This is a genomic window from Rhodococcus sp. P3_B8, from assembly GCF_056402775.1.
Genome location: NZ_JBFUGT010000454.1, coordinates 1 through 4,009 on the forward strand (window position 1 = coordinate 1; position 4,009 = coordinate 4,009).

The window sequence follows — 4,009 nt, forward strand, 5'->3', positions numbered from 1 at the left end:
CCTGCGAGGAGGCGATGCCGCGGCGGTCCACCGCGACCACCGGTCGCGTCGACAGCAGGGACGTGAGACCGCCGGTGCTCAGCGCGGCGAGCGTTGCGGTCGACGACCGGTCCGATCCCGACGTGAGCACCAGCGGGGCCGCGTTCTCGGGGGTGTCGGCGAGGCGTGCCMGCATCGCACCCATCGTGAAGGAGCCGGGCAGGGTGCCGCTCTCGTCGACGGCTGACTCGTACGAGCCGCATTCGAAGATCAACCCGGCGGGCGGCGTCGTTCCCGGGCCCAGGGCGCCGAGGGTGCTCTGCGTGCAGTCGGTCCACGCCAGATCGTTCTTCGGGGTCTGCAACACGGGTGGGGGAGCGTCGGCGTTCTCGGTCTCGGTCGCGGTGGGTTCGCTGCCGCCGCCCTCGCGTTCGACCGCCACGTGCGGCCGGTTGGACGGTCCGGCTCCGCACGCGCTGCACACCACGAGAACCATTGCGAGCAACACCGATCTGCGCATGGCGACCACCCTGCCAGGTTCCCMTACGGCCGGGGCAGCCGCACCCATCTGGTGAGGACGGTGCCGTCGGTGTCGGTGAGGATGTGCGCGGGAGTCATCGCGGTGATCCGGGCCCCCGGCGCGGTGGCGACGCGACCCGCGGTTCCGCCGACGAGGACGGGTGCCGTGGTCAGGCAGACCTCGTCGACGGCATCGTCCGCGGTCAGCTGCCCGAACAGGCTCGGGCCACCCTCGCAGAGCACACGGCGCAGTCCGAGATGCTCGAGGGCGGCGATCAGCCCGTCGCCGGTGACCTGCCCGTCGCCGGCCGTCACGATCCGCGCACCCGCGTCCGTGAGAGCATGGACCCGCGCCGGGTCGGCGTCTGTGCACGTGACGACGATCGGGGCCACCTCCGTGTCGGTGAACAGGCGTGACCGCGGGTCGAGGTGGGCGCGCGCCGACACGACGGCGATCGGCGGGACCTCCGGCATCCCCGACGCCACCCGCCGTCGCCTGCCCTCGGTGTCGATGCGCGCCCCGCCGTAGTTCTCCGCCCGGACGGTTCCGGCCCCGACCAGCACGACGTCGGCCAACTCCCGCAGGGTCTCGAAGACCAGCCTGTCCGCAGGTGTGCCGAGCGCCCCGCTGACCCCGTCGACGGAGACGGCGCCGTCGATGCTGCTCACGAAGTTGACCCGGACCCACGGCCGCGGGGTCTCCGCCGGGTACGCGTACAGGTCGCGCAGCGCGTTCGCGGTCGATTCACTGGACTCCTCGCGGGCAGGCGGGCTGTCCGGTGTGAAAAATGTCGCAATATGTACACGGTGCATGTTGGTGATCACAACACGTGGATACCCTGCTTGTATGCATGCACGTCTTGTCGATCGCAGCCCCGTGGTACCGGCTGATCAGTTGGTAGCTCAGATGGTGCCCCCGGCCATGTTCGACGAGGTGAGCTTCGCGTCGTACATCCCCGATCCCGCAGAACCCAGCCAGGCCGCCGCGGTCCGGACGGCCGAGGAGTTCGCGAAGAAGGTCGTGAAGATCCGCAGCGGCGGACGACGCGGCCTGTTCGGGAAGAAGACGCAGGCCACCGGTGCCGGTCTCTACCTCGACGGCGGCTTCGGCGTCGGCAAGACCCACCTTCTGGCCTCGATCTTCCACAGCGTCCCGTCGCCCAAGGCGTTCGGCACGTTCGTGGAGCTGACGCACGTCGTCGGTGCCCTCGGTTTCAACAAGGCCGTCGAGCAGCTGTCCGACCACAGCGTTCTCTGCATCGACGAATTCGAACTCGACGACCCGGGCGACACCATGCTGGTGTCCCGCCTGCTGTCGGAACTGTCGGCGCGCGGCGTGTCCATCGTGGCGACGTCGAACACCCTGCCCGGCCAGCTCGGTGAAGGACGATTCGCTGCACAGGACTTCCTGCGCGAGATCAAGAAGCTCGGCTCGATCTTCGAGACGATCCGCGTCGACGGCCCCGACTACCGGCACCGCGACCTGCCGCCGGCCCCGGACCCGATCTCGTCGGCGGAGCTCGCCGAGCGCGCCGACAGCATCCCCGGCGCCACGCTCGACGACTTCGACGCGCTGTGCAAGCACCTCAGCACGCTGCACCCGTCCCGCTACAACAAGCTGGTCGAGGGCATCCCGGCCGTCTTCCTGGACGGCGTGCACCCTGCCGAGGACCAGTCGGTCGCGCTGCGCCTGGTGGTCCTCGCCGACCGCCTGTACGACGCGAGCATCCCGGTCACCGTGGCCGGGGCCAAGCTCGACGCGATCTTCACTCCGGAGATGCTGGCCGGTGGGTACCGGAAGAAGTACCTGCGTGCCACGTCGCGCCTGCTCGCGCTGTCGCGCTTCGAGGTCGCCGCGAGCTGACCCAGCTCGTCACAGCGCCCGCTGCATCACGAAATCGTGGTGCAGTTGGGTGCCGACGAGAAAGGTTTTCGTTCCGACCTGCGTGAATCCGTGCTTCGCGTAGAAGCGCTGGGCGCGCACATTCTCCTGGTTGACGCCGAGCCACAGCCCGGCGCACCCGGCGGCGACGGCGCGTTCGACGATGGCGTCCATCAGCGCGGACGCGACCCCGGTCCCGTGATTACCGGGTAGCACGTACAGCTTGCTGATCTCGGTGGTCGGCCGCAGCGTCACGGCCCTGCCGACATCCGGGTCGGCGGGTTCACCGTCGATCAGCATCGCGTAGCCGACGATCGCCCCGCCGTGGGTGACCTTCAGGACGGTGCGGTTCGGGTCGGTGAGGTACTCCGAGAACCGTTCGGCCGACAGCACGTCGTCGATGAAGGYGGCGATGTCGTCCTGCGTCGCGCCGGGCGGGCACGCAAGAGGGAACGTTGCCGCGGCGACGTCGGCGATCGCCTCGGAATCCCAGATCCCCGCCGGGTCTATCTCGACAGTCACAGCTGATCCACCGCGTCCTTCGCTTCCCGAAGTGTCATTCCCGTACTGTCCCGCAGCAGGGTGATTGCCGCAACGGTCTTGATCGACTCGTTCGTCCTGGGGTGTGCGAGCCGCCACGAGCGGACCGTGCCGAGACCGGAACCGCGACGTAGACGATCGCCGCGGTGATCACGAACCATCCCCGAGTCGGCATGTCCTAAGTAGAACATCTGCCGTCAGTCGCGATCCGGGGTCCACGCGGATTGCCTGTCGCGGTCCCGGTCCGGGGCGATTGCGGGGGCGAGCAGGACGAGCCCCACCGCGAACAGGAGCGGGACCACGAACCCGATCCGCAGGCTGGTCGCGGCGGCGACGCCGCCGACGATCGCCCCGCCCACGAGCGTGCCCACGTAATTGAACAGGTTGATCCGCGCCACGACGTCGTCCACCTGGCCGGTGGGTGCCAGCCGGCCGGCGGCGCTGAAACACAGGGGAGCGACGACCGGCACGCCGAGGCCAACGACGAGGAATCCGGCGATCGCGACGGCCGGGGACGGGGCCAGCACGACCACCGTCAATCCGGCGACACCGACCGCCGAACCCGCACGGACGACGGCGATCTCGCCGTACTTCGCCACCCAGAAGTCGCCGGTGAGACGCGACACCAGAGCCGCGCACTGGTATGCGGCCAGCGCCAGGGCGGCCGTGCCGGCGTCCGCGAGCAGAACGTTCCGGACGTACAGGGCGGACCAGTTGCCGACACCGAAATCGATGGCGTAGAACAACGCCATCGCGGTGCCGAGCGCGAGCAGCGGCCGAATCGGAACCGGCACGGACACAGGGCCGGTCGCCGGCGGGGCGCTGCTCACCGGCTCCTGACGGGCGAGGAGCCGGGGGCCGCAGACGGCGAGACCGACGGCCACGACGAGCGCCGCCACCAGTTGCGCGCCGGCCACGCTGACGTCGAGGGCGGAGGTGGCGGCGACGAAGAGTGCACCCGCAATCGCGCCGACGCTCCACACCGCATGGAACGACGACAGGATGAAACGGCCGTACGCGTGCTGGATCGACACCGCCTGCATGTTGGCGGCGGCGTCGACGATGCCCAGCCCGGCGCCGTACACGGAC

Annotated in this window: 3 protein-coding genes and 2 pseudogenes; 1 reads left to right on the plus strand and 4 read right to left on the minus strand. The window is 69.8% G+C overall.

Features of this window, described 5'->3' with window-relative positions; translation table 11 throughout:
* Positions 1-253, minus strand: a pseudogene (locus AC1D1G_RS42715) (alpha/beta hydrolase); the annotation flags it as partial.
* 272 nt (positions 254-525) lie between these two features.
* Positions 526-1,311: pseudogene (locus AC1D1G_RS42720) on the minus strand (pyrimidine reductase family protein); the annotation flags it as partial.
* A 34-nt stretch (positions 1,312-1,345) separates the two neighbouring features.
* Between AC1D1G_RS42720 and zapE the strand changes: the two are divergent.
* Positions 1,346-2,362: a cell division protein ZapE gene (zapE, locus tag AC1D1G_RS42725; RefSeq protein ID WP_283331884.1), complete on the plus strand. Its 1,017-nt coding sequence runs from the start codon at positions 1,346-1,348 to the stop codon at positions 2,360-2,362.
* A 9-nt stretch (positions 2,363-2,371) separates the two neighbouring features.
* Here the strand turns inward: zapE and AC1D1G_RS42730 are convergent, their stop codons facing one another.
* Entirely contained in the window at positions 2,372-2,902 is a 531-nt protein-coding gene (locus tag AC1D1G_RS42730; protein ID WP_477956654.1) for an N-acetyltransferase family protein, read from the minus strand.
* Positions 2,903-3,117: 215 nt separating this feature from the next.
* Positions 3,118-4,009, minus strand: an 892-nt coding sequence (locus AC1D1G_RS42735; protein ID WP_477956655.1) for an MFS transporter, incomplete at its 5' end; no start/stop codon positions are given.

Bases quoted from the DNA above. Each gene is read 5' to 3' on its own strand.
- zapE (WP_283331884.1), top strand. From the start codon at position 1,346: ATGCATGCACGTCTTGTCGATCGCAGCCCCGTGGTACCGGCTGATCAG.